We start from the raw sequence: 23,784 nt of genomic DNA on the forward strand, positions 1-23,784 counted from the left end.
CTGCTCGCAGATCGATACGAACGTGGATCTGTCATGCTCACAAGTAATCTTCCCTTTTCCAAATGGGAGCAGATTTTCAAGGATCCCATGACTACCGCCGCTGCCATTGACAGACTTGTACATCATAGCATCATTCTTGAACTTAACTTGCCAAGCTACAGGCTGGAAAAGTCAAAACAGAAAATTAACGAGGAAAAAAGTGAGGAAAATGCGCCTTAAATTAGGAAACTGGATCGGGAATTATAACTGTCGCTGACACGGAAAAATAATTGTCGTTGATCACTTACAGGGTTATCCCTGCCGCTTTCGGGAAATGCATGTCATACCCGTTGGGATAATATGATTCTGACCTGAATATGGAGAGAAATATGGGACTCAAGAAAAGAATCCCATACAGCCGACTTTCCCGCCGGCAACAGCGAGACAATTTATATAAGGCTGCGGCAAAAAATACGGAATAGTGCTTCGGTATATGGAGGCCAGTTTATTAGTCCCCATGTCCTTAATGAGCCGGGAAAGCCTGCTCTGTAATGGTTATCTGAGGAGTAAACTTTCCACACATAAGCAAACAGAGCAAATCAAAAAAGGGCTACAGCCATAAGCTGTAACCCTTTATTTTTTTATGGTAGCGGGGGCTGGATTTGAACCAACGACCTTCGGGTTATGAGCCCGACGAGCTACCAGGCTGCTCCACCCCGCAACAAGATGCGCAAAACTATGCCTTAACGGAAAATAAGTCAAGCGCTTTTTAAAAACTCGTTCAATTTATTTTTTATCTCTTCAATCTTTGACTTGTCTGCCTTGATACAGACCTGTTTTGTTCTGCTTGTTTCACCTGATTCTATGCTGACAGATGACTTTGATACGCCAAAATATTTGGCAAGGAATTCTGAACAGGCCTTGTTTGCAGCTCCATCAACAGGAGGGGCTGTCAATCTTATTTTGAAAGCACCGTCCCTTGTTCCGACCATCTCATTTTTGGATGACCTTGGCTGAACAAAAATTCTTATAAGAATTTCATCATCTTTTACTTTAAGTATTGCCATAAAACCTAAGCAACGGAGGCAAGTATAAGTTTCTTAAGCTCATCATAATTTCTTGTGACGGGGAATTCTGGATATTCGGCCACCACATTGTCAGGGGGAGAGAAAAGAATACCCTGATCAGCGGCCTGAAGCATTCCAATATCATTATATGAGTCCCCGAATGCAACAACCCTGTAATCAAGGGATCTGAGAGCATTTACTGTCTTGCGCTTGGCATCAGCCTGACGCAGCTTGTAACCGGTCACCCTTCCTGTTTCATCGACTAAAAGAGTGTGACAGAAAATCGTGGGCCATCCCATTTTCTTCATAAGAGGCTGGGCAAACTGATCAAACGTGTCAGAGACTACTATTAACTGATAATTTGATCTGAGCCACTCTACAAATTCCACGGCACCCTCAAGGGGATCAACACCTGCAATCACATCCATGATATCTTTAAGTTTCAGGTTATTTGCATCAAGAATCTGAAGCCTTCTTTTCATAAGGACATCATAATCAGAAATATCCCGGGTCGTAAGTTTAAGCTCTTCAATACCAGTTCTTAGTGCAACATTAATCCAAATTTCAGGAATAAAAACGCCTTCAAGATCTGAACAGATAAGATTCATCATTATAATAAGCCTCGATTCAATTTTAATTATAGAAGTTCGTCGTCTTCCACTCTTACCAGTAGTGGCGGCTGGCAGATTTCCGGCATTGCTGATATCACTGCAAGGGCTTTCTGGAAATCGGCTTCTTTTGCCACATGGGTAAGCATTACAATGGGCACAGATTCGGTATGATGACGCCCTCTCTGATGAACCCAGTCAATGCTTATTCCAAAATCACCAAGCGCTCCTGAAATCCTTGACAAAACTCCAGGCTTATCAAGGGCTGCAAACCTGACATAATAGCAGGTTTTTATTTCGCCCATCGGGAGCACCTGAATCTTTTTCATGGAATCGCTCTGGAAGGCAAAAGTTGGGATTCTCCCAATTGAATTAGAAAGAATGTTTCTTGCGACATCAATCACATCACTCAGTATCGCGCTTGCGGTTGGCATCATGCCTGCGCCGTGTCCATAAAGAAGCATATTGCCCACAGCATCGCCGTCAATACTGACAGCATTCAAGGACCCTTCGACATTTGACAGAATATTGTCCTTAGGGATCATTGTGGGGTGAACCCTTAGTTCAACAGAGTCACCATGATTCTTGGTGATCGCGAGCAGCTTGATCCTGTAGCCCATCTCGCGGGCAAGCTCTATGTCCATAGGAGTTATACTGGTTATGCCCTCGACATGAATGTCGGCCAAGTCTATGCCTGTTCCATAAGCAATACCTGCAAGTATTGCAAGTTTATGGGCTGTATCCTTACCCTCGATATCAAAAGAAGGGTCGGCTTCTGCAAAACCGGCGTCCTGGGCCTGCCTTAAAGCCATGTCAAATGAAAGCCCCTCGTTTGTTATCATTGACAGAATATAATTGCATGTTCCGTTAAGGATTCCGGTTATTTCATTAATTCTGTTTGCCGCAAGCGACTCTCTCAGAGCCTTGATAACAGGCATACATCCGCCAACGCTGGCTTCATAGGCAAAATCAATCTTCGCTTCCGTAATTTTACCACGAAGAACATCACCATACATGGCGATCAGGGCCTTGTTAGCAGTGACAATATGCTTTCCTGCTTCAATTGCCTTAAGAACAAGCTCTTTGGCTATTCCAACACCGCCAATTAGCTCTACTATTATATCTATATCAGGATCGGCAACAACGCCCAAACTGTCATTTGTAAGGATTCCATCAGGAATTATAATACCTCTGTCCCGCGTGAGGTCAGGATCGGAAATACTTTTAAGATTAAGTTCTGCTCCGAGTCTTTTACTTATGATTTCTTTGTTACTGAAAAGCAGTTTTGCCACTCCGGCGCCAACTGTTCCAAATCCGAGCAAACCTATATTAATGACTCTCATTAGCGCCCCACTTGAATTCTCAGATTGCTGGTTTATAATAATTTGGTAAACTTAAAGAACCTAAATTAGAAAATAAGCAAAAGTTTAGTTCTAAAGAAGATTGCAAAAAATAATTCTATAAATTATTATGCCAGCGTTTACAATGCAGAAGTGGTTTGAAAAGCAAGAAACATACATGGAATCAGGCCCTAATCTTCTGAAGAAATTTGACTTTTTATTTATCCCAAAGATAAGCAGGACAGGAGTATTTGATGACCGAGCCGTTGACGTATGCGGATGCAGGAGTTGACATAGACAAGGCAAACAGCCTCGTCGGAGTTATTAAACAGATAGCCAAACAGACTCCAAGAACCGGTGTACTCGGCGATATAGGCGGGTTCGGCGGTCTTTTTTCGCTAAATCTGAGGGATGTGGAAAGACCTGTGCTTGTAAGTTCCACAGACGGTGTCGGCACTAAACTCAAACTTGCATTCATGATGGACAAGCATGACACAGTCGGAATTGATCTCGTGGGTATGTGTGTTAATGACATACTCGTACAGGGCGCAAAACCTCTTTTTTTTCTAGATTACCTCGCCATAGGAAAATTATGCAACAAAACCGCCGCAGATATCATATCAGGTGTTGCGGAAGGATGCAGGCAGGCCAACTGTGCACTTATCGGCGGTGAAACAGCTGAAATGCCAGGAATGTATCAGGATGGCGAATACGATCTTGCCGGTTTTTCAGTTGGCCTTGTTGATAATGACAAAATCATTGACGGCTCTGAAATAAGAGTTGGTCACAAACTAATAGGAATAGCGTCCACAGGGCTTCATAGCAATGGATACTCGCTCGCGAGAAAAGTATGCTTTGACAGGCTTAAACTCAAAGTTGAAGATCATGTCGAAGAACTTGGAAAAACCATAGGCGAAGCATTGCTTACTCCTACAAAAATTTATGTTCAGACAGTACAGGGCCTCATAAAGGATCTGCCCATACATGGGCTGGCCCATATAACAGGCGGAGGCATTCCTGATAATATTGTCAGAATAATGCCCGGAGGCTGTAGAGTCAAAATAATGAAAGACTCATGGGAAATACCTCCAATTTTCGGCTTCATCAAAAAGGCCGGAAACATAGATGAAATGGAAATGATGAGAACTTTCAACAACGGAATTGGAATGATTGCAGTTGTTCCTGACAAGGATGTTTCTGACATACTTGACAGAATCACTGCAATGAATGAAAAAGCCTGGCTCATTGGCGAAGTTGCGGAACAGAAGCCTGGCGATGAACCTGTTGAATTTGTTTAAAATAATTAGACTCTGATTATAAAAGGCGGTTTTGGTAATGTATGCCAAAACCGCCTGATTATTTCAGGCGTTTTGGAAATATATGGATTACATATGAAAATCCTCGGAATAGAATCCTCCTGCGATGAAACCGCAGCGGCAATCGTTGAAAACGGACGGATCATTTTGTCTTCTGTGGTTGCTTCCCAGATAGAAATTCATGCCAAATACGGCGGAGTTGTTCCGGAACTTGCTTCAAGAAAGCATATCGAATCCATTGTCGCAGTTGTCGATGAATCCATAAAAAATGCTGGCATAACATTTGAGGAAATAGACGCGGTAGCGGCGACACAAGGTCCAGGGCTTGTGGGAGCGCTTCTTACAGGCTTTTCATTTGCAAAAGCCTTCGCATGGGCAAGAAAACTTCCTTTTATAGGAGTCGATCATCTTGAAGGCCACATGCTTTCAGTCTTTCTTAATGAAAAAGGGCCTGAATTTCCTTATGTCGCTCTTCTTGCTTCAGGCGGGCACACAAGCCTTTATCTTGTAAAATCCTATACTGATTTTGAACCACTTGGACATACCAGGGACGATGCTGCCGGAGAAGCCTATGACAAGGTTTCAAAAATGCTCGGACTTGGGTATCCGGGAGGAGCAGTAATAGACAACCTTGCAGCTTCAGGAGATCACAGGAAAATCAAATTCCCTAAACCGTTTCTTGACAAAGAATCATTCGACTTCAGTTTCAGCGGACTCAAATCAGCAGCTGCAAGATATATTCAGGAAAATAAAGAGACATACAAGTGCCAGCTCGAAGATATTGCGGCTTCTTTTCAGGAATCTGTCACAGAAGTTCTGACTTACAAGCTTATAAGAGCCGCAGTTGAAAATGGATGCTCGCATATTGCAATAACAGGCGGAGTTGCCGCAAACAGAGGCTTGAGGCAAAAAGCCACCAGAGAAGCAGAAAAAAACGGGCTGACCATTCATATACCAGATATTTCCCTTTGCGGTGACAACGCAGCAATGATTGCTTCTTCAGGTTATTACAGGCTGCTTAAAAATATCACTTGTCCGCTGGATACAGATGTATATTCAAGAAAACCATAAACTCGGAATGTTTGTAATTCCATTGATTTTTTTCAATAATCCTCGCTTTTCAAAATACGTTTACTCCATGCTCATTTCTCTTGACTTTGCCTTGCTCAAAACAGTATGAAATCCGCCATTGGCATTAAATCTGATGGTCTTGCAAAAAGTCAGAAAAGAACGCCAGCGTCATGTCGGACTTGATCCGGCATCCAATATTTTCAGGTACTTCTGGATTCCGGCCTGCGCAGGAATGACGGTAATCGGACTTTTTGCGACCTTGTCAAATCTGATACTTGGGAATAATTGCTGGTTTTATCTTTGAAACAGATAAAATGTGTTATGCCCTCATGTTTTCAGGCATAAATACAATCAATAATCTAAGGGAAACACACATGAATCCTCTTGCCGTTCAACTCAATGAAATAATTGAAAAAGGCAATCCTCATGTAATGGATATGCTCTCTGAAATTGGAAAGAAGATTTTTTTTCCAAAGGGCATTCTCAGCCAGTCTGCAGAAGCCAGGGAAAAGGCTTTCAAATTGAACGCGACCATAGGGATTGCAACTGAAAAAGGCAAAATCATGTGCTTCCCTTCAGTAATGAATCAGCTTGGAGGAGTTAAGCCTGAAGAAGCCCTGACCTATGCTTCGTCATTCGGGCTTATGGATCTCAGAAAGACATGGAAGGAATACATGTTCAAAAAAAATCCTTCCCTTAATGGCAAAAATATCAGCCTTCCGATAGTCGCTTCAGGAATAACCCATGCAATAAGCATTATGGGTGATATGTTTATAAATCCTGGTGATGTTGTTATTGTGCCTGACATGATGTGGGGCAATTACAATATGATTCTTGCCACAAGAAAAAACGCAAGACTTAGCTCGTACCCTCTTTTCAATGACAATGGCGGATACAATCTTGAGGCATTTGAAGCAAAAATAAAAGCAGAGGCCTCCCAAAACTCCAAAATAGTAGTAATCCTGAATTTTCCAAATAATCCAACAGGTTATGCCGTTTCAAAAACAGAAGGTGCGAGGATTGCTGAAATTCTTACTGAAACCGCTAAAAGCGGCACCAATGTCATTGCAGTATGCGACGACGCATATTTTGGATTATACTACGAAGAAGAAACAATGAAAGAGTCCATATTCGGACTCATGGCCGGAACCCACGAACGCCTGATTCCTATGAAACTTGATGGGGCTACAAAAGAAAATTATGTATGGGGTCTTAGAGTCGCTTTCATAACATACGGACTTAAGGCCAAAGGCGATATGGATGATTTCAATGATGCTGTTGAAAGAAAAACAGCTGGTTGCATAAGGGGTAATATATCCAATGCGCCTCATCTTAGCCAGACAATAGTTCTTAAATCCATGCAGGATAAGGCATTTGAAGAAGAAGCATCTGAAAAATTCGAAATCCTCAAAAAAAGGGCAAATAGAGTAAAAGAAGTTATAAAAAACCCTAAATATGAAAAAGCATTCACGCCCTACCCTTTCAACTCAGGATATTTCATGTGTGTTCAGCTTAAAGAGGCCAACGCTGAGAAACTGAGGGTTCATCTGCTTGAAAAATACGGGGTTGGAGTCATCGCGCTTGGCGAGAAAAACATAAGGGTGGCTTTCTCATGCCTTGAGGAAGAAGATATCCAGACTCTTTTTGACTGCATACTTGATGCCGCGAATGATCTGTGTTCATAATCATTTTACTCTCGGAGAGCAGAATCAATTATGCCTACAGGAAGGCTATATGACCCTGTCAGCCAATGTCAGATAGGAGTTATAAACCAATTGGTGCCTTGTATGGTTAAATTGTCGTAAAAGAAGGCCAATTCGTAGGTCGGATTAGAGCGTCATTTGCTCGTAATCCGACGTTAAACAGGGTGTCTTGCGGGTCGCTTTTTGAAAAAGCTCCGCAAAAACTTTTGGGTAAATTTTAAACGTCAATCCTTCATCCCCCAACATATATTATAGCATTTTCAAATCAAAGATGAAATCAAGGCGGCAAGGAGGAAGCGACGCAAACGTACGTTGTTTGTACGTTGAGGAGCTGACGACGATGCCAACCCGATCCATGCATTGAGATAGCGCTTTGATTTGGAATTGGTATTAGGATCAGTTTGCCCACATTATACCCGGCATAGCTAAATTGTACCAGCACCTACATAAACTGATCAGGATAATAAACCTCCAGAAGAAAAAGCCCCAGTGGCGGCGCAGTCGGCCCAGCCTTAGTCCTGTCTTTCGCGGCAATGATGTCCTTGATTTCTTTTGGTCTTGTTCTGCTCATACCTACATCCACAAGCGTGCCGACAATATTTCTGACCATATTCTGCAGGAATCCGTTTGCAGTTACTTCAAAATGGATCATGCCGCCGTCTGCTTTCTTGAAAACCGCAGAAGAAATATGTCTTACAGTATGGAGCCTTGGGCTTCCCGCATTCTCAAAGGATTTAAAATCATATTCACCGACAAAGTATTCCGCAGCTTCTTTCATTGCTTCAAGATCAAGTCTTTTCTGAAACTGCCATATATACTTTCTTTTGAACGGATCACGAAGAATTCTGTTCAAAATGCAGTATCTGTATGTTTTTCCAACGGCGTCAAACCTTGCATGGAAGCCATTAGCCACTTCTTTGCATTCGGTAATGCAGATATCGCCAGGAAGAAGACCATTAAGAGCCCTGAAAAAATCACCCGCACAGAGACCTGTATCAACGCTGAAACTTGCCACCTGACCCAACGCGTGAACCCCGGAATCTGTTCTGCCTGATCCTTCAATAATAACCTGCTGCCTTGTTATCATGGAAAGGAGCTTTTCAAGTTCGCCCTGAATGGTCGCAAGGCCGGGTTGTCTCTGCCAGCCGTGATAATCAGTCCCGTCATACTGTATTGTCAGTTTAAAGGTCTTTTCCATCAGATGTCACTAAATCCTGTCAACAGGGATAAAAGCCAGCAATTCCTCAAGATAGTCGTCCATAAGGTCACCATATTTTTCCCTCGACATTTTTATGCCGCAATCCTTGCAGCAGATTGTTATTTCCCGTCAGCTGCGCTTTAGTACGAGTCTGCCACCGCACTCCGGACAATTGGCAATTTTTTTCATTCCTGCATTTTTTATCATGGCACATAAACCCCTTATGTTTTAAATTGACTCTTATATAAAAAAGATTATTACCTTATGATCTCATAACAACATATAAGAGAGCTGATTTGCGGTGATTTCCCTGACTTTGTCAAGTCAATAAAAGAACTGGAAAACTAATCATTCAAAAGGCCAAGTCATTTTTTTAAAGGAGTTCTCTAATGCATGTTAATCAGCCGGGCGCCCATTATGACCACATGCTGAAACAGACACGTCAGCACCATGTGCATTTAAGCACCATGGCAGACGTCAAGGCAAACATAATGCTCACAATATCATCAGTAATCCTGACCATGTCCATGAAATATGTTTCAGATCCCATTTTAAAATGGCCTGCACTATGCATGATGATTTTTTGCCTTGCAACAATATCCCTTGCCGTATATACAGTTATGCCCAAAATCAACATATGGAGCAAAGAAGAAAAGAAGGCAAACCCCAAAAGCCCATTTTTCAACATACTTTTTTTTGCGGATTTTGTGCGTTTGCCGTATGATAAATACGCAAAACTGATGGAGGAAATGCTGAATGACCCATCAAAGGCCTATGAAGCCCAGATCAAAGAAATATACAGCCTTGGATGCTTCCTTGCATCCAAAAAGTTCAGATATGTTCAATTGGCTTACGCGACCTTTATATCCGGTATAATCCTGAGTACATTTACCCTGATTGCATCGCTTATAGTCGCCCAATATGTATGACAAGGTCGCAAAAATCAAAAATAATGTCAGCGTTATACTGGGCTTGATCCGGCATCCAGTTATTCCAGATACTTCTGGATTCCGGCCTGCGCCGGAATGACGGTAATCCGACTTTTTGCGAGTCCATCAATTTTTGAAAGGTTCTTAAAGCATATGAAAAGCAACACCTGTCCAGGTTTCAAATTCTCTGGAATTGCAAGCGGGATCAAGATAAACGGGAGTCCTGATCTTGGCTTGATTGTCTCTGAAAATGAAGCTGATATTGCAGCTGTTTTCACAAAAAATCTCGTTTGCGCGGCACCTGTCCTTTTATGCAAAGAAAGAATAATGCAGGGGCGAGCAAACGCAATAATAGCAAACAGCGGAAACGCCAACTGCTGTACAGGCGAAAATGGCATGAAAAATGCCGTTAAAATGACAAAAGTTATTTCTGATGCACTTAAGATCTCTGATGATAAAGTCTTCTGCGCGTCAACCGGAGTTATTGGCGAACCAATGCCTGTTGAAAAAATTGAGGCGTCAGCATCAAAGCTGATTGAATCAGCCTCAACAGACGGCATGAATGATTTTGCAACAGCCATAATGACAACAGATCTTGTTTCAAAAGTATATACAGCCAAAAGAGAAGTTGCAGGAAAAACCATCACTGTGACAGGCGCGGCCAAAGGATCAGGAATGATTCAGCCTGGAATGGCTACAATGCTTTGTTTTATCTGCACAGACATGGGCATAGCGTCAAAGGATCTTTACAAAGTTCTTCTTGATGGCACGGAAAAATCTTTCAACAGAATCACTGTGGACGGCGACATGAGCACCAATGACACTGTCATGGTAATGGCAAACGGCATGTCTGGCCTTACATCAGATGATCCTGTGGCAATGAAGGCTTTTGATGAAATGCTCTCAGAAACCCTTCTTGCCCTTGCTAAAATGGTTGTAAAAGATGGAGAAGGTGCGACAAAACTCGTCAAGATAGAAGTAAACGGAGCGCCCACTAATAATGATGCCCTTCTCGCAGCACGGGAAATTGCCAATTCAAATCTGGTAAAGACAGCCCTTTTTGGAGAGGACGCAAACTGGGGACGCATAATAGCGGCAGCAGGAAGATCAGGCGCAAAGCTTGATCAGACAAAAATTGATATATTCTTCAATGATGTGCAGATGGTCAAAGATGGTATGGGACTTGGAAAAACGGTTGAAGCTGAGGTCTCAAAGATCCTGAAATCCCCTGAATACACAATAAGACTCGAACTCAACATCGGGCAAGGAAAAGACTTCATGTACACATGCGACTTCTCCTATGACTATGTAAAAATAAACATAAGCTACAGATCCTGATGACTGACTCAGAAGAAAAAGGAGTGAGGCTTCAGAAATTCCTTGCCTCGGCAGGCGTATGTTCAAGAAGGGCCGGAGAAGAAATGATTCTGTCCGGCCTTGTCAAAGTAAATGGCAAGACCATTACCGAACTTGGCACACGAATAGATCCTGAAAAAGACGTTGTCTTGGTAAAAGGCAAAAATGTAACTATTCAGGATCAATATGTATATATAGCCCTTAACAAGCCTGCTGGATTTGTGACAAGCTGCAGTCATCCAGGAGAAAAAATTGTTCTTGATCTTGTGAATGCAGGCACCAGAATATTTCCTGTTGGCAGACTTGACAAGGATTCCACCGGCCTTTTGATTCTCACAAATGACGGAAGGATACACCACAGACTTTCCCATCCTTCCTTTGATCATGAAAAAGAGTATGAGGTAACCGTTAAAAAAGAAGTCACTGACTCGGAACTGAAACAAATGGAAACAGGAATCATTTTAGAAGGCAGAATGACAAGGCCTGCAAGGGTAATAAGATTATCGTATAACAGCTTCAATATCACTTTAAAGGAAGGCAGAAACAGACAGATCAGAAAGATGGCAGAATGTCTTGGTCACAAAGTAACACGCCTTCACAGAATAAGATTTTCAGACATTCGGATTGGAAGCCTTGAGCCTGGAAATTGGAGATATTTATCTGAATTAGAAAAAAAAGCCCTTCTCCTAAAGCTTGGTTTAAGCATAACCAAAGAAAAGCCTCACAATAAAAATATTAAAATATAAAATCCGGACACCTAAAAAATCCGGTAAAAATCCATGGTATCAAATTCTATTAGCAAACAATTCCTTCAATAATTTAAGAAAAGGAGGTTCTTCATGCAGTGCCACGAAGTAGATTTCGAAATTATCGGCAACGATATGCAGGTTGTCGAAGTTGAACTTGATCCTGGCGAAACCGTCGTTGCAGAAGCCGGAGCCATGAACTGGATGGAAGACGGCATCAGTTTCGAAGCAAAAATGGGTGACGGATCTGACTCAGGCGGCGGTTTTTTAGGCAAGCTTATGAATGCCGGAAAAAGAATGATGACTGGCGAGTCTCTTTTCATGACCCACTTCACAAACAATGCTTCAACAAAAAAAAAGGTGGCTTTTGCAGCCCCTTATCCAGGCAAGATAATTCCTATTAATTTAGGTGAAACTGGTGGAGAGATGCTCTGTCAGAAAGATTCTTTCCTTTGTGCAGCGCTTGGAACAAAAATCAGCATAGCGTTCACAAAAAAAATCGGAGCAGGCTTTTTTGGAGGCGAAGGTTTTATCCTCCAGAAATTAAACGGAGACGGGATGGTTTTTGTTCACGCTGGGGGAACTGTAGTTAAGAAGACCCTTAACAATGAAACACTCAGGGTTGATACAGGATGTATAGTTGGTTTCAGCCCTGAACTGGATTACGACATTGAAAAAGCCGGGAACCTGAAATCCATGTTTTTTAGTGGAGAAGGACTATTCCTCGCAACTTTGAAGGGAACAGGAGTGGTTTATCTTCAGAGCCTGCCATTTTCAAGAATGGCTGACAGAATAGTACAAAGCGCTCCATCAGCCGGTGGTTCCAGAAAGGGAGAGGGCTCCGTGCTCGGTGCCATCGGAGGCATGCTTGACGGAGATAACAGATAAAGGAGGAAAAATGAAAAAGACAAAATCATTAATTATTGCTGTATGTCTTGTTTTATTTGTCGCAGCAGTTGCATTTGCGGCCTCTAAAATGAGCGTACAGATCAAGGAAGCCCAGCTCAGGGCAACGCCTGATTATCTTGGAAAGGTTACAGGCAAAGCATCTTATGGGGATCAGGTTAACATCGAGGGTACCCAGGGAGCCTGGAAAAAAGTCAAAACAGTAAAAGGAGCCCAGAGTGGCTGGATGCATGACTCTGCACTTTCTGAAAAAGAAATCAGAATGTCAGCGGGCGATAAGGATGTCAAGATTGCTGCATCTTCAAGCGAACTCCAGCTTGCTGGAAAAGGCTTCAGCAAAGAAGTTGAAAATGAATACAAAAAGAAAAACAGCGCGGTAACTTACAAATGGGTTGATCAGATGGAAAGAATCAAGATCAGTCAGCCCCAGATACAAAAATTCATGAAAGAAGGCGAACTAAAATAACCAAGGAGACCAGAGATGAAAACCATGAAAAAAAGCAGACTTTTTATGGCGGTTTCCGTTTTAGCAGTAACCGCCTTTTCAGCAGCAGCATTTTACGGATGTCAGGCAATGGGGCCCCTTGCCAAGGTTGGAGCAGCCACAGGAATAATTACGAGCGATCAGGCTGATTCCATAGAAAAAGTATCCACGGCAGTATCTAAAGCAAGCGAGACAATCACTCCTGAACAGGAGTATTATATCGGACGAACCATAGGAGCTGTCATATCCAGCAAATACAAAGTTTATCAGAACGACATTGTAACAGACTACATAAATGTAATGGGACAGTCCTTGTCAAAATTTTCTGATATGCCCGAAACCTTTGGAGGGTATCATTTCCTTGTTCTTGATTCTGATGAAATAAATGCGTTTGCGGCTCCAGGAGGACTGATATTCGTTACCCGCGGTATTTTGAGATGCTGTAAGGATGAAGATGCAGTCGCAGCGGTTCTTGCACATGAAATTGGACATGTTCAGCTAAAGCACGGAACTGAAAGCATTGACGATTCGAGAATGACATCTGTTGTTACAACCATACTTGCAGAAGGTGCCAAAAATCTTGGCCCCAAAGAGCTGGCAAGTCTGACTACAGCTTTTGAAGGCTCCATAAGCGATATTACAAACAAACTGGTAACAAACGGATATTCAAGGGAGTATGAGAACCAGGCGGATAAGGCGGCAGTAACAATCATGAAAAGAGCCGGTTACAATCCGACAGCCCTTGTTTCCATGCTCGAAATGATGGGGAAAGTGATGAAGCCGGACGGAATGGATTTTGCCAAGACACATCCTTCACCTCAGTCAAGAATAGAGGTTGTAAAAGAAGTAATCGGCGGATCAGCCAAGGCAGATGTAAATACTGCAAGGCTTGCGAGGTTCAATAGAAATCTTGCAAATATTTAAAAACAGGCCTTGGCTTCTATGATGGACTCGCAAAAAGTCAAAATAAGGCGGTGGCGTCATGCCGGACTTGATCCGGCATCCAGTATTTTCAGATATTTATGGATTCCGGCCTTCACCGGAATGACGTTAATCTGATTTTTTGCGACCGTGCCTTATTTAATATTTCAGATAAAAGAATGGCCTTAGGTGTGGCCTGTAATTGTCTAATTCCATTTTGAATCAAGAATACATTGTTTTGCATGGCAGGCGGGTCACTTTAAAAAAAGATCCGCAAAGACCTACATGATATGGCTCTGCCAATAAGCAAAAAGGCGGGTATACAGCTGGTTAAAGCCATGAAGCGCTGGAAAAGTCTGAAATCCAACTTGATAAGGTACTAAACAAGGCCTTTTCTGAGAGTCCTGCAAACAAAATAATTAAAGCCGGTGAAGCTAAGCTTCACCGGCTTTTATCTTAAATCAGATTAAGAAGTTACTTATTTTGCAGCATTCTTTTCAGGGAGGATCAGTGAAACTACGATCAATGTAAGAAAAGAAAGCGGTATTGAAACAATACCAGGGTTATCAAGCGGGAATGGAGCTGCTGAGGCTACATAGCCATAACGTTCCCACATACTTGGAGAAAGAAGAATCAGGCCAATAGCTGAAGTCATACCCACAAATATTGAACATGAAATTCCCATTGCAGAAGTACGTTTCCAAAAAAGCATCATCATGATTGATGGCAGGTTTGCTGAAGATGCGATAGCAAATGCCAGACCAACAAGGAAGGAAACGTTCATGCCTTTGAAAATAATACCAAGAATGATTGCGATAACACCAACAATTGCAGCTGCTATTTTACCAGCTTTTACCTGACCGCTGTCAGTCATTTTAAGTCCCAGGTAGTTGGTCATGACGTCATGAGCAACCGCACCTGATGCCGCAACAATGAGACCTGCAACTGTTCCAAGAACAGTTGAAAACGCGATGGCAGAGATCGCAGCAAAAAGAAACACACCGAAGTACTTGGCAAGAAGAGGAGCCGACATGTTGCTACTCTCCATATCAAGAACACCATGGGTCATAGCGCCAAGGCCCATGTAAAGTGTAAGGATATAGAAGAAACCGATTGATACGATGGCAACGATTGTTGACTTACGTGCATCTTTCGGACTTGGAACAGTGTAGTAACGAATAAGGATATGCGGAAGAGCCGCAGTACCAAAGAAAAGAGCAAGCATAAGAGAAACAAAGTTAAGCTTTGATGCGATAGTCGAGCCTTCATCAACTTTGATGTAAGCGCCGGTACGCATGAGCTTGCTGCCAGGAGTAGGATTCTGGACAAACACGTTAACTTTGTCTTCGCCATCGCTAATCTTTACAGATTTAAAGCGAAGGATTTCACTCTTGCCCATAGTTTCGAGGAACTCAAAAGGACCGACTGCGCCAGTCTTTTCAACTTCTTTCCCGTCAACCACGATCTTGGTCATACCGCCGACCGGGAAGAATTTCTTCTTATCCTTTGTCTCACCATTGTAAAGCTTAACACCTGATTTAGTATCTGTAATTGAAAGAGTTTCTTTTAGAACAGTCTTTCCATCAACAGTTTTAACTTCCCACCAGTTGTTCACTCCGTCTTTTTCAAGTTTCACAAGATGCTTTTCTGCATTCTGGGCAGTAATCTTGTAAGCAGGATCTTCAACTGCTGTAACAGCTGTACCTTCAACAGTAGCATTGAGGGTCAGGAACTTATGATAGTCTTCACTTGGCTTGAGATTAAAGCCGTTTTTAAGAAGAGCTACAGTAAGGATTGTTGAGAATATTATAAGCAAAGCACCCTTAAGGAACTGAACATAAGTAGTGGATGCCATGCCTGCGGTTGCAACGATAAAAGTAACGATGCATCCGACAATAACAACGCCAACCCAGTGAGGCAGACCAAGAAGAGGGGTGATAAGGTCACCCGCACCAACCATCTGGGGAATCAGATAGCATACGGAAACAACCAGAGTACTGATTGCAGCCATAAGCTGGATTGCCTTGGAATTGAACTTGCTGTCAAGAGCATCTGTAAATGTATATTTACCAGCGCGTTTCATAGGTTCGGCAACGACAAACATTGCAACAACCCATCCACCAAGGTAGCCGATGGAGTAAAGAAAACCATCGTAACCTGAAAACGCGATCATGCCGCAGATACCGAGGAAAGACGCTGCTGAAAGATAGTCACCTGCAAAAGCAATACCGTTAACACCCCAGTGAACGGTTCCGCCTGCTGCGAAATAACCTTCGGCAGAAGTGGTTTTGGCGCCAAGATACTTGGAAACACCGACAACTACGATAACAAATGCCAAAAAGACGCCAACTGCAATCGGCGACGGATCATAAATCATCTGACTATCCCTCCTCTGTCGGTGCATTCAATGTATCTTCGGCTGATGTGCACATTGAATTGTAAATAATACCCATAATTGCCGCCAGGATAATGAGGCCGAATCCGTATACAACGGCCAGATTTAGGCCAGCAAATACTTCAACGCCCATTGTCTTGGGACTGAAAACATTGATAATCACGTAAACAACGTAAAAAAAACAATAAAAAACAAACATTTTGATTCCAAGGCTTGATTTGTAATCAGATGCCTTGTCGTCGCCCCAATCCGATGCCGGTCCATGACCACCCATCACTTCCTCCTGCTTTTTTCAATTAAATCAATTATTTACGCTGTTCAACTATAGAAACAGCGTTACCTTTGATTTTTTCGGGTCCTATGTGAAATCAAAGTCCACAAAACTCGAAAAAAAAACATTTTGCCCGGAATCAGACCGTGAAAAAGTTTTTGGCGCATGGGGGAACGCACCGACAAACTTTGTCGAGATCCGGTTACCGGATTGATAAACTTATTTCTAATTTAATTTGGATTGAGCACGTATACAAAATGTAAATAAGCGTGTCAACATGAAAATAACCAAAGTTTAAATTGTATGTGAAAATAAATTGGGAGGTGTAAATTGTAATAATGTTTTTGCAGAACTAACAATAAGAAAACACAAAATAAAAAACCTGCTGTCTGTCGATCGACTGGTTACAGTTTTCGATCATGACAGAAGCAGGTTATATCGTGAAAGTGGCTTCACAAAGATTGCCGCCCTGATATAATCAGGGAGCAAGCAGTACTTGCTTATTTAGTTATGAGCACCAACAGGAACAACTTCCTTGCCGAATTTCTCGTTAAGTACTTCGGCCATTGCAAGATAAATAGCACTCGCACCGCATACTATGCCTTCCCATCCTGCAATAGTGCCAATAAGAACAGAACCGGTCCAGTCTCTTACAGCAAGAAGGAAGAAAAGCACTGTCAGTGAAAGAAATACAAACTGAAGCGCCTTGTTACTGTTAAGGGTTGCAATGAACATGTAGAATGTGAAAACACCCCAGATAAACAGATACCATCCCATAAAGGACTCTGCAGGGCCATCAGCCTTCGGACCCCATCCAAGTGTTGGCAAAACCCAGATTCCAACAAGGGTAATCCAAAAAAATCCATAAGAAATAAAGGCGGTTACACCAAAAGTATTGCCTTTTCTGAATTCCAGAATACCTGCAATAATCTGGGCAAAGCCTCCGTAAAGAATTCCCATTGCCAAAATAACTGAATTTACCGGAAAAAAACCTGCATTGTGGATGTTCAGAAGCACGGTTGTCATTCCGAATCCCATCAAACCAAGTGGCCCAGGATTTGCGTAGTTGTCCTGCATAAATGTTTCCCCCATTTATTTTTGTTGTTTATCAATTATGGCGTTGCCCGCCAGCAATACATGATTTTGAAAACCAAATTGCCAGAGTGTTTTATTATGACAGGCTAACCATGTCAAAGCATAAATTCATGTTAAGGGCCAAAAATATGTAAAAAATTCAAGCACACAGCTATTCCAGACATCAAACCCATATCAATATTTAAAACAACGTTTACCGTTCATCATCAAATACACAAAACTTCACCATTTTCCTGTATAGGGTCCTTCGTGAAATCCCTAATTCCAAGGCGGCTTTGGAGCGCTTAAAACCATTTCTTTCCAGCGCTTCAATAATCAGTTTCTTTTCTAGTTCATCAACTGATTCAGGAATTTTTTTGCGATTTTCATCAATTCTTTCACCTTCACCCTCGTCAAATAGAAAATCACCTGTAAAATCAATACTTTTTAAAACAAGATACCTCTGAATCACATTCTGCAGCTCTCTTATGTTTCCAGGCCATGTGTAACCATTTATTGCGTCGGTCATTTTTTTAGGCAGAGTCCTGCTCCCTGACCCAAATTTTTTCATAAAAAAGCTTACTAATAATTGAATATCTTCCTTTCTTTCTTTTAATGAAGGAACCCTTATCGGGATTACGTGAATTCTGTAAAAAAAATCAGGCCGCATTCTTCCTGATTTCATTTCATTGGCAAGGTCAAGATTTGTTGCTGCAATTATTCTGAAATTAGAATGCTTCAACTGTCTGCTGCCGACCGGAGAAAAACCTCCGCCTTCTATGGCCCTGAGCAGCTTCACCTGAAGATTGATATTAAGCTCGCCTATTTCATCAAGAAACAGAGTTCCGTTATCCGCAAGATCGAGAAAACCTGGCTTGTCTGCGTGGGCGCCGGTAAAAGCGCCTTTGGCATAACCAAAAAATTCTGATTCAAGTAGATTTTCAGGAATGGCTCCGCAATTGACAGGAACAAATGGCTGATCCCGTCTGCCGCTTATCTGATGTATTCCTTTGGCAGTAAGCTCTTTTCCTGAACCAGACTCGCCGTAAATGATCACACCAGCATCGGTTCCGGCAGCTTTTTCCATGAGTCCGTAGACTTCAATCATTGGTTTGCTTAAACCGATTATTCCGTATCTGCCATTTTCTGATGCAGACATATTTTTATTGCTGTCTTCTGCAATGGCCAACGAAGGATCTTCAGGCTCAATCTCCTGAACTGTTGATACTGCTCCTATCAAAACACCTTCTGCATTCAACACCCTCGCAGCTGTAAAATGAAGAAATCTTGTTTTTCCGCCAACATTTTCAAACAACCATGACGCTTCCCATGCACCTGGCATGACCGTGGATTTTCTGAGATTCTTGCCGGAATAGTATGCAATCATTGACCCTGTGTCATTTTCGAGAACGAGATCCGCGAGAACCGGTTTTCTATGACCATAAAATGCAATAGAGTGCTTATCAGAACCTATAATATCCGACTCAGGTATTCCGGTAATCCGTTCGCATGCCTTATTCCAGAAAATAATTCTGTGCTCAGTATCAATGGCAAACACTGCAACAGGTACAGAATCAATTATTTTTAAAAGATTATTTTCTTTCAATGCCATTTCAAGCCACCATATTGATCAATATTTATAATAACCCATTTATAATAATCCATATTCTTTAAAAATACAGCTAAAGACTTCCACAACGATATCATGATATGAGCTTGTTTTAATGATCAAATTCAGAATTGTGGTATTCCCTAAAAATGATGGAGTCGCAAAAAAGTCTAAAAATGGCTTAAGCGTCATGCCAGACTTGATCCGGCTCTTTGTATTTTCAGTTACTTCTGGACTCCAGCCTACGCCGGAATGACAGAAATTCGATTTTTTCTAACCTTGTCAAAAATAATCGGCATATCTTTCCCAAACGACTTGATTGCTTTTCTCTGAGCATATATCATACCCAGTCTGACTATTTGAGTCCTAAACAAAAAATATTATGATAAGAGCCTGACCGCCAGAGCTTAAGGTTCTATATTATTACCCAAGAAAGATTTATGAAAAAAAATACTTATACCGCAAAATCAATTGAAGTGCTTAAAGGGCTTGATCCGGTAAGACAAAGACCGGGAATGTATACAGACACTTCAAGGCCCAATCATCTTGCCCAGGAAGTAATAGACAACAGCGTGGATGAAGCCATAGCGGGTCATGCAGATCGTCTCGACATAATACTTTTTGAGGACGGAAGCCTCGAAGTTACTGATAATGGCAGAGGGATGCCTGTTGATATACACCCGGAAGAAGGAATCCCCGGAATCGAGCTTATACTTACGCGGCTTCATGCAGGCGCCAAATTTTCAGGAAAGGATTACAGATTCTCAGGCGGGCTCCATGGAGTTGGAGTTTCTGTTGTAAATGCCTTGTCAACAAGGCTTGAAGCCAGGGTCAGAAGAGACGGCAATGAATACATGATGGTATTCAACGACGGGTTCAAGACTTCTGATCTTGAAATAACTGGGAAAACATCTTTAAAAGAATCAGGAACATCCATAAGATTCTGGTCTGATCCAAAATACTTTGATTCCCCTACAATTTCTGTCCCGAGGCTTTGTCACAGCCTTAAAGCAAAAGCTGTTCTGTGTCCCGGGCTTACCATAAGCTTCAAAGATGATAATACAGGTCAAACCGAAATCTGGTGCTTCAGGGAAGGGATAAGCGATTATCTCATGGAAAACCTTAAAGGTCATGCAATAATCCCTGACACTCCATTTGAAGGCAATATGGAAGGAGAGCATGAAACCATCACATGGGCCTCAATATGGCTCCCTGAAGGTGGAGAACCAATAACGGAAAGCTATGTTAATCTTATTCCTACTGCCCAGGGCGGAACCCATGTCAACGGATTCAGGTCAGGACTTCTGTCAGCGATAAGAGATTTCTGCGAATACAGAAAAATATTACCCAAAGGACTTAAACTTGCCCCTGAAGATATTTGGGAAACCTGCGCATATATTATTTCCGTTAAGATGAAGGACCCGCAGTTTTCAGGCCAGACAAAAGAGAGGCTTACATCAAGGGAAACCGCTGCGTTTGTTGCAGGTGTTGCAAAAGATTCCTTCAGCATATGGCTTAATCAGTACCCGAGTCTGGGTGAAAAACTTGCAGAGCATTTCATCTCTGTCGCCCAGAAAAGGATGAGGAGCAATAAATCCACAGAAAGAAAAAAAGCCGCGTCCGGACCTGCCCTTCCAGGCAAGCTTTCTGATTGCAGCAGCCAGGATGTTTCTCTTACCGAGCTTTTTCTTGTCGAAGGAGATTCCGCAGGAGGCTCTGCAAAACAGGCAAGGGACAGACAGTTCCAGGCAGTAATGCCGCTGAGAGGCAAAATCAAGAACACCTGGGAGGATGATGTTACCCAGATCGTTGACTCTGCTGAAATCAAAAATATATCGATCGCAATCGGAGTTGATCCTGGTTCAGCCGATCTTTCTGAACTAAGATACGGTAAAATATGCATTCTGGCAGATGCAGATTCAGACGGTCTGCATATTGCCACCCTGCTCTGCGGACTTTTCATGCGCCACTTTCCCAAGCTTGTTGAAAACGGGAACATATACGTGGCCATGCCCCCACTTTACAGAATAGACGTAGGCAAAACAGTTTACTATGCCCTTGATGATGACGAAAAAAATGGTGTTATTGACAGAATTACTGCTGAAAAAATCAAAGGGAAGGTTAACATCCAGCGATTCAAAGGGCTTGGAGAGATGAACCCTATCCAGCTCAGAGAGACAACCATGGCAACAGAAACAAGAAAACTGCTCCGTCTTGAAATGGGTGACATATCTGAAACCAATGACATCATGGACATGATGCTTTCAAAAAAGAGGGCAAAGGACAGAAGGCTGTGGATAGAAACCAAAGGCGGGCTTGTAAAGGAGCTTCTTGAAGGGGTCTGAAAAATCATTATTAAGGATGGATATACCTATTCTCAGAATGCTTGACATAGACAGGAATTTGCTTTTCCAATAAGGCCTTTTTTTTGTAGCATTCGTCGTAATCAAAAAGTCTTTGCGGAGCTTTTAAAAAAAAGCGACCCGCCCAAGGCAAATCTTAGCCCGGAGTTAAAATATTGAAGACACCCGTTAAATCGATGGATTACATAGAATCAAAGCCGCTTCATGAGTTTACAGAGCAGGCTTATCTTGAATATGCCATGTACGTAATTCTGGACAGGGCTTTGCCGAACGTGGCTGATGGTCTGAAACCTGTTCAAAGACGAATAATCTATGCCATGAATGAGCTAAGCCTGAATGCTTCGGCAAAGCATAAAAAATCAGCAAGAACGGTCGGAGACGTGCTCGGCAAATTTCACCCCCACGGCGATACTGCATGTTATGAAGCGATGGTACACATGGCCCAGCCATTTTCATACAGATATCCGCTTATTGACGGCCAGGGCAACTGGGGTTCGCCTGATGACCCTAAATCATTTGCCGCAATGAGATATACCGAGGCAAAGCTCACTCCTTATGCCGAAGTTCTGCTTGGTGAAATAGATTCTGGCACGGTCGATTTTGTGGCAAATTTCGACGGAACACTTAAAGAGCCGAGGTTGTTGCCGGCGAGACTCCCAAATCTTATTCTTAACGGTTCATCTGGAATTGCCGTTGGCATGGCAACGGATATCCCTCCGCACAATTTAAGGGAAGTGGCTGATGGTCTCATTCATCTGATTGACAATCCTGATTCGACCGCATCAGATCTCATGGAATTCATTAAAGGCCCGGATTTTCCAACCGAAGCAGAAATAATAACGCCTTCGTCTGAAATTCTGAAGATATATGAAACAGGACAGGGCATGGTGAGGATGAGGGCAACTTTTCAGAAGGAAAACGGAGACATAATAATTAACTCCCTGCCCTATCAGGTTTCAGGTGCCAGGGTCATAGAACAGATAGCAGCCCAGATGCAGGCTAAAAAACTGCCCATGATTACCGACCTGAGAGATGAATCAAATCATGAAGATCCTACCCGCATCCTTATTTCTGTAAAATCAGGGAAACAGGATTCGGAAAGACTCATGGATCATCTTTTTGCAACCACAGATCTTGAGAGATCATACAGGGTAAATATCAATATAATAGGAACAAACGGCAGCCCCGGAGTGTCAGGAATGCCTGCACTTCTCAATGAATGGCTCAGTTTCAGGACAGAAACTGTAAGACGCCGGCTCCTTACAAGACTTGAAAAGGTCAAGGACAGACTGCATGTTTTAGATGGTCTTCTGATAGCTTTTCTAAATATTGACGAAGTAATCAGTATTATAAGAAAAAATGACGAACCCAAGCCGATTCTCATGGAAAGGTTCGGGCTTTCAGACAGACAGGCTGAATCGATTCTTGAACTTAAACTCAGGCATCTTGCAAAGCTTGAGGAATTCAAGATCAGGTCAGAAAAAAACGAGCTGGAAAAAGAAAGGGATTATCTTGAAAAAACCCTGGAATCTCCCAGAAAGCTCAAAAATCTCATCAAAAAAGAAATAAGGACAGATGAGAATAAATACGGCGACGCAAGGAAATCCCCAATAATAGAACGCAGACAGGCCCAGGCAATCACTGCCCAGGACGCTAGCCAGTCATCTGATCCCGTCACTGTTGTACTCAGCGAAAAAGGATGGGTAAGAATGGCAAAGGGCCATGATATTGATCCTAAAAATCTGAGCTATAAAACAGGTGACAGTTTCAGGGAGGCCGCCCTTGGAAAGCTTTCCCAGCCAGCTCTTTTTATGGATACCATGGGCAGATTTTACGCTATTTCTCCAAACACGCTTCCATCAGCCAGGGGACAGGGCGAACCCCTCAGCGTCAAAATAAGCATTCCCGAAGGAGCTGAAATCAAGCACCTGATAATGGGAGAGCCTTCAAAATCTATCATTCTTGCCAGTGACGAAGGCTACGGTTTTGTAACAACCCTTGAAGAGCTTGAAACAAGAAACAAGGCAGGAAAGGCGGTTTTAACACTTGATGAAAACTCTTTGCCTGTTCCGCCTGTTTTCATTGAAAACCCTGAAAAAGACAGGATAGCTGCGGTCACATCCGAAGGAAGAATGCTCATTTTCAGCGCCAGCGATCTTCCTGTTCTTCAAAAAGGCAAGGGCAATAAAATAATACATATACCCAATGACCGATTCCTTGCAGGTGAACGATTAACATCAATACTGATTCTGCCGCAAGGCTGCCATATGATGCTTCACTCAAGCAAAAAACCTCCTGTTATACTAAAGGAAGCAAATCTTGAACCTTATTTTGGAACAAGGGGAAGAAGGGGCAAACATCTCCCATTCGGCTATGAGAAAGCTGAAATGATGGAAATTATATGTCCTGCTTCAGCACCTGAAATTATCAATTCCACGCAAGGATAAA

The 23,784-nt window shown here is 42.5% G+C and carries 22 protein-coding genes and 1 tRNA gene; 13 read left to right on the plus strand and 10 right to left on the minus strand.

Annotation, left to right across the window (positions count from 1 at the left end):
- A partial coding sequence (locus K245_RS24050) for an ATP-binding protein (RefSeq protein WP_035277031.1) occupies nucleotides 1-219 on the plus strand: 219 nt, incomplete at its 5' end.
- Nucleotides 220-623: 404 nt separating this feature from the next.
- Here K245_RS24050 and K245_RS0111335 read toward each other — a convergent pair.
- The 4 genes from K245_RS0111335 to K245_RS0111350 all read right to left on the minus strand — a co-directional run bounded on the left by K245_RS0111335 (nucleotide 624) and on the right by K245_RS0111350 (nucleotide 2,997).
- A tRNA-Met gene (locus K245_RS0111335) sits at nucleotides 624-700 on the minus strand.
- Nucleotides 701-737: 37 nt separating this feature from the next.
- Nucleotides 738-1,046, minus strand: coding sequence for a DUF167 domain-containing protein (locus K245_RS0111340; RefSeq protein WP_198013880.1), 309 nt, complete (start codon nucleotides 1,044-1,046; stop codon nucleotides 738-740).
- Between the two features lie 5 nt (nucleotides 1,047-1,051).
- A complete protein-coding gene (gene thrH, locus K245_RS0111345; protein ID WP_332248662.1) occupies nucleotides 1,052-1,657 on the minus strand; it encodes a bifunctional phosphoserine phosphatase/homoserine phosphotransferase ThrH in 606 nt (201 codons plus the stop codon).
- Nucleotides 1,658-1,683: 26 nt separating this feature from the next.
- Nucleotides 1,684-2,997, minus strand: a complete 1,314-nt coding sequence (locus tag K245_RS0111350) for a homoserine dehydrogenase (protein WP_027359383.1) — start codon at nucleotides 2,995-2,997, stop codon at nucleotides 1,684-1,686.
- A 251-nt stretch (nucleotides 2,998-3,248) separates the two neighbouring features.
- On the opposite strand from K245_RS0111350, the gene purM reads away from it, so the two are divergent.
- The 4 genes from purM (at nucleotide 3,249) to K245_RS0111370 (ending at nucleotide 7,066) form a co-directional block, all read left to right on the plus strand.
- Nucleotides 3,249-4,292 (plus strand): phosphoribosylformylglycinamidine cyclo-ligase, encoded by a 1,044-nt coding sequence (purM, locus tag K245_RS0111355; RefSeq protein ID WP_027359384.1) that lies wholly within the window; start codon nucleotides 3,249-3,251, stop codon nucleotides 4,290-4,292.
- Nucleotides 4,293-4,385: 93 nt separating this feature from the next.
- Nucleotides 4,386-5,381 carry a tRNA (adenosine(37)-N6)-threonylcarbamoyltransferase complex transferase subunit TsaD gene (gene tsaD / locus K245_RS0111360; protein ID WP_027359385.1) on the plus strand — a complete coding sequence of 332 codons (996 nt, stop codon included), beginning with the start codon at nucleotides 4,386-4,388 and terminating at the stop codon, nucleotides 5,379-5,381.
- A 133-nt stretch (nucleotides 5,382-5,514) separates the two neighbouring features.
- Nucleotides 5,515-5,685, plus strand: coding sequence for a hypothetical protein (locus tag K245_RS27735; RefSeq protein WP_156906777.1), 171 nt, complete (start codon nucleotides 5,515-5,517; stop codon nucleotides 5,683-5,685).
- 10 nt (nucleotides 5,686-5,695) lie between these two features.
- A complete protein-coding gene (locus K245_RS0111370; RefSeq protein ID WP_332248663.1) occupies nucleotides 5,696-7,066 on the plus strand; it encodes an aminotransferase class I/II-fold pyridoxal phosphate-dependent enzyme in 1,371 nt (456 codons plus the stop codon).
- Between the two features lie 460 nt (nucleotides 7,067-7,526).
- Here the strand turns inward: K245_RS0111370 and truA are convergent, their stop codons facing one another.
- Complete coding sequence (gene truA, locus K245_RS0111375; protein WP_027359387.1) at nucleotides 7,527-8,282, minus strand: tRNA pseudouridine(38-40) synthase TruA; 756 nt, start codon at nucleotides 8,280-8,282, stop codon at nucleotides 7,527-7,529.
- Between the two features lie 9 nt (nucleotides 8,283-8,291).
- On the minus strand, nucleotides 8,292-8,405 hold the full coding sequence (locus K245_RS28650) for a hypothetical protein (protein WP_456297552.1): 114 nt from the start codon (nucleotides 8,403-8,405) through the stop codon (nucleotides 8,292-8,294).
- Between the two features lie 266 nt (nucleotides 8,406-8,671).
- Between K245_RS28650 and K245_RS0111385 the strand changes: the two genes are divergently transcribed.
- The 6 genes from K245_RS0111385 to K245_RS0111415 all read left to right on the plus strand — a co-directional run bounded on the left by K245_RS0111385 (nucleotide 8,672) and on the right by K245_RS0111415 (nucleotide 13,627).
- A complete protein-coding gene (locus tag K245_RS0111385; RefSeq protein WP_027359388.1) occupies nucleotides 8,672-9,211 on the plus strand; it encodes a Pycsar system effector family protein in 540 nt (179 codons plus the stop codon).
- Between the two features lie 153 nt (nucleotides 9,212-9,364).
- A complete protein-coding gene (gene argJ, locus K245_RS0111395) occupies nucleotides 9,365-10,549 on the plus strand; it encodes a bifunctional glutamate N-acetyltransferase/amino-acid acetyltransferase ArgJ (RefSeq protein ID WP_027359389.1) in 1,185 nt (394 codons plus the stop codon).
- Entirely contained in the window at nucleotides 10,549-11,313 is a 765-nt protein-coding gene (locus K245_RS24055) for a pseudouridine synthase (protein ID WP_051284052.1), read from the plus strand. The genes argJ and K245_RS24055 overlap by 1 nt, the downstream gene beginning before the upstream one ends.
- 93 nt (nucleotides 11,314-11,406) lie before the next feature.
- Complete coding sequence (locus tag K245_RS0111405) at nucleotides 11,407-12,201, plus strand: TIGR00266 family protein (RefSeq protein ID WP_027359390.1); 795 nt, start codon at nucleotides 11,407-11,409, stop codon at nucleotides 12,199-12,201.
- A 10-nt stretch (nucleotides 12,202-12,211) separates the two neighbouring features.
- Entirely contained in the window at nucleotides 12,212-12,685 is a 474-nt protein-coding gene (locus tag K245_RS0111410) for an SH3 domain-containing protein (RefSeq protein WP_035277034.1), read from the plus strand.
- A gap of 15 nt (nucleotides 12,686-12,700) precedes the next feature.
- A complete protein-coding gene (locus K245_RS0111415; protein ID WP_027359392.1) occupies nucleotides 12,701-13,627 on the plus strand; it encodes a M48 family metalloprotease in 927 nt (308 codons plus the stop codon).
- 475 nt (nucleotides 13,628-14,102) lie between these two features.
- Here the strand turns inward: K245_RS0111415 and K245_RS0111420 are convergent, their stop codons facing one another.
- The 4 genes from K245_RS0111420 to K245_RS24060 all read right to left on the minus strand — a co-directional run bounded on the left by K245_RS0111420 (nucleotide 14,103) and on the right by K245_RS24060 (nucleotide 18,976).
- Nucleotides 14,103-16,001, minus strand: a complete 1,899-nt coding sequence (locus K245_RS0111420) for a solute symporter family protein (protein ID WP_027359393.1) — start codon at nucleotides 15,999-16,001, stop codon at nucleotides 14,103-14,105.
- Nucleotides 16,002-16,005: 4 nt separating this feature from the next.
- A complete protein-coding gene (locus K245_RS0111425; protein WP_027359394.1) occupies nucleotides 16,006-16,293 on the minus strand; it encodes a DUF485 domain-containing protein in 288 nt (95 codons plus the stop codon).
- A 501-nt stretch (nucleotides 16,294-16,794) separates the two neighbouring features.
- The gene (locus tag K245_RS0111430; protein ID WP_027359395.1) at nucleotides 16,795-17,367 is read right to left on the minus strand and encodes an acetate uptake transporter; all 573 of its coding nucleotides are present in this window, start codon (nucleotides 17,365-17,367) and stop codon (nucleotides 16,795-16,797) included.
- A 211-nt stretch (nucleotides 17,368-17,578) separates the two neighbouring features.
- On the minus strand, nucleotides 17,579-18,976 hold the full coding sequence (locus tag K245_RS24060; protein ID WP_051284053.1) for a sigma-54 interaction domain-containing protein: 1,398 nt from the start codon (nucleotides 18,974-18,976) through the stop codon (nucleotides 17,579-17,581).
- Nucleotides 18,977-19,413: 437 nt separating this feature from the next.
- Here K245_RS24060 and parE point away from each other — a divergent pair, with 437 nt between their 5' ends.
- Nucleotides 19,414-21,318 carry a DNA topoisomerase IV subunit B gene (gene parE / locus K245_RS0111440; RefSeq protein WP_027359396.1) on the plus strand — a complete coding sequence of 635 codons (1,905 nt, stop codon included), beginning with the start codon at nucleotides 19,414-19,416 and terminating at the stop codon, nucleotides 21,316-21,318.
- Between the two features lie 173 nt (nucleotides 21,319-21,491).
- The gene (parC, locus tag K245_RS24065; protein WP_232223819.1) at nucleotides 21,492-23,783 is read left to right on the plus strand and encodes a DNA topoisomerase IV subunit A; all 2,292 of its coding nucleotides are present in this window, start codon (nucleotides 21,492-21,494) and stop codon (nucleotides 23,781-23,783) included.
- Nucleotide 23,784: the final 1 nt, after the last annotated feature.

The organism is Desulforegula conservatrix Mb1Pa, from assembly GCF_000426225.1.
In the GTDB taxonomy this organism is placed as follows: Bacteria; Desulfobacterota; Desulfobacteria; order Desulfobacterales; family Desulforegulaceae; genus Desulforegula; species Desulforegula conservatrix.

Bases quoted from the DNA above. Each gene is read 5' to 3' on its own strand.
- K245_RS0111340 (WP_198013880.1), bottom strand. From the start codon at position 1,046: ATGGCAATACTTAAAGTAAAAGATGATGAAATTCTTATAAGAATTTTT.
- thrH (WP_332248662.1), bottom strand. From the start codon at position 1,657: ATGATGAATCTTATCTGTTCAGATCTTGAAGGCGTTTTTATTCCTGAA.
- K245_RS0111350 (WP_027359383.1), bottom strand. From the start codon at position 2,997: ATGAGAGTCATTAATATAGGTTTGCTCGGATTTGGAACAGTTGGCGCC.
- purM (WP_027359384.1), top strand. From the start codon at position 3,249: ATGACCGAGCCGTTGACGTATGCGGATGCAGGAGTTGACATAGACAAG.
- tsaD (WP_027359385.1), top strand. From the start codon at position 4,386: ATGAAAATCCTCGGAATAGAATCCTCCTGCGATGAAACCGCAGCGGCA.
- K245_RS27735 (WP_156906777.1), top strand. From the start codon at position 5,515: ATGGTCTTGCAAAAAGTCAGAAAAGAACGCCAGCGTCATGTCGGACTT.
- K245_RS0111370 (WP_332248663.1), top strand. From the start codon at position 5,696: ATGTGTTATGCCCTCATGTTTTCAGGCATAAATACAATCAATAATCTA.
- truA (WP_027359387.1), bottom strand. From the start codon at position 8,282: ATGGAAAAGACCTTTAAACTGACAATACAGTATGACGGGACTGATTAT.
- K245_RS0111385 (WP_027359388.1), top strand. From the start codon at position 8,672: ATGCATGTTAATCAGCCGGGCGCCCATTATGACCACATGCTGAAACAG.
- argJ (WP_027359389.1), top strand. From the start codon at position 9,365: ATGAAAAGCAACACCTGTCCAGGTTTCAAATTCTCTGGAATTGCAAGC.
- K245_RS24055 (WP_051284052.1), top strand. From the start codon at position 10,549: ATGACTGACTCAGAAGAAAAAGGAGTGAGGCTTCAGAAATTCCTTGCC.
- K245_RS0111405 (WP_027359390.1), top strand. From the start codon at position 11,407: ATGCAGTGCCACGAAGTAGATTTCGAAATTATCGGCAACGATATGCAG.
- K245_RS0111410 (WP_035277034.1), top strand. From the start codon at position 12,212: ATGAAAAAGACAAAATCATTAATTATTGCTGTATGTCTTGTTTTATTT.
- K245_RS0111415 (WP_027359392.1), top strand. From the start codon at position 12,701: ATGAAAACCATGAAAAAAAGCAGACTTTTTATGGCGGTTTCCGTTTTA.
- K245_RS0111420 (WP_027359393.1), bottom strand. From the start codon at position 16,001: ATGATTTATGATCCGTCGCCGATTGCAGTTGGCGTCTTTTTGGCATTT.
- K245_RS0111425 (WP_027359394.1), bottom strand. From the start codon at position 16,293: ATGGGTGGTCATGGACCGGCATCGGATTGGGGCGACGACAAGGCATCT.
- K245_RS0111430 (WP_027359395.1), bottom strand. From the start codon at position 17,367: ATGCAGGACAACTACGCAAATCCTGGGCCACTTGGTTTGATGGGATTC.
- K245_RS24060 (WP_051284053.1), bottom strand. From the start codon at position 18,976: ATGGCATTGAAAGAAAATAATCTTTTAAAAATAATTGATTCTGTACCT.
- parE (WP_027359396.1), top strand. From the start codon at position 19,414: ATGAAAAAAAATACTTATACCGCAAAATCAATTGAAGTGCTTAAAGGG.